Here is an 840-nt window from a genome sequence, read left to right as displayed (position 1 = left end):
GTTTTCAAGGATTAAGCACTAAGCAAGAATGCAAATAGGCCCACACCTAGAATCAGACGGTAAATCACGAATGGCGTCATGCCCATGCGTGAAATCATCTTCAAGAAGAAGTGGATACAGATGTATGCGCTAATAAATGAAGTCAGAATACCAGTCAGCAAAAAGCCTACGTGCACAGGCTCACCGCTGGTAACCAGCTTCATACCCAAGTAGCTACCAGCTAATGTGATGATAGGAATCGACATCAAAAATGAAAAACGCGCTGCCGCTTCACGAGTGAAGCCCAAATATAGAGCGGCAGTGATCGTTGCACCAGAACGTGAAGTTCCAGGGATCATCGCAAGTGCTTGAGCAATACCAATAAACACCGCTTTCTTCCAGCCAGTTTGGTACTCATCGGCAACAAGCTTGGCATTCTTATCCACCCACCAAAGCAACAAACCGAACACGATAGTGGTTGTCGCAATCACATAGGCACTGCGCAGGTAGACTTCGATAACGTCTTTCATCAGCAAACCGAACACACACGCCGGAATCGTCGCGATCACGATCATCCATGCCAGTTTTGCTTCTTTACTGCGGTCACCTTTGAAGATCGAAGCAAACAATGCTCGGAATAAAGTGATCACTTCGTGGCGGAAATAAATCACAACCGCCATCAATGTACCGACGTGTACTGCCACATCAAACGCTAGACCTTGGTCGGCCCAGCCGAAAATGGCAGAGGGTAGGATCAAGTGCGCAGAGCTGGAAATGGGCAAAAACTCTGTCAGACCCTGAATCAGAGCCAAAATAAAGGCTTCAAAATAACTCATGTAAACAACTAACGCTCTTCCGATC

The 840-nt window shown here is 46.9% G+C and carries 1 protein-coding gene; it reads right to left on the bottom strand.

Going from position 1 to position 840, the window contains the following annotated elements:
- Positions 1-11: 11 nt before the first annotated feature.
- The gene (locus tag R7Q48_RS26040) at positions 12-815 is read right to left on the bottom strand and encodes an undecaprenyl-diphosphate phosphatase (protein ID WP_005479178.1); all 804 of its coding nucleotides are present in this window, start codon (positions 813-815) and stop codon (positions 12-14) included.
- Between the last annotated feature and the right edge of the window lie 25 nt (positions 816-840).

It is taken from the genome of Vibrio sp. 378 (assembly GCF_033339435.1).
This window is presented reverse-complemented; position numbering and strand designations above follow the sequence as displayed.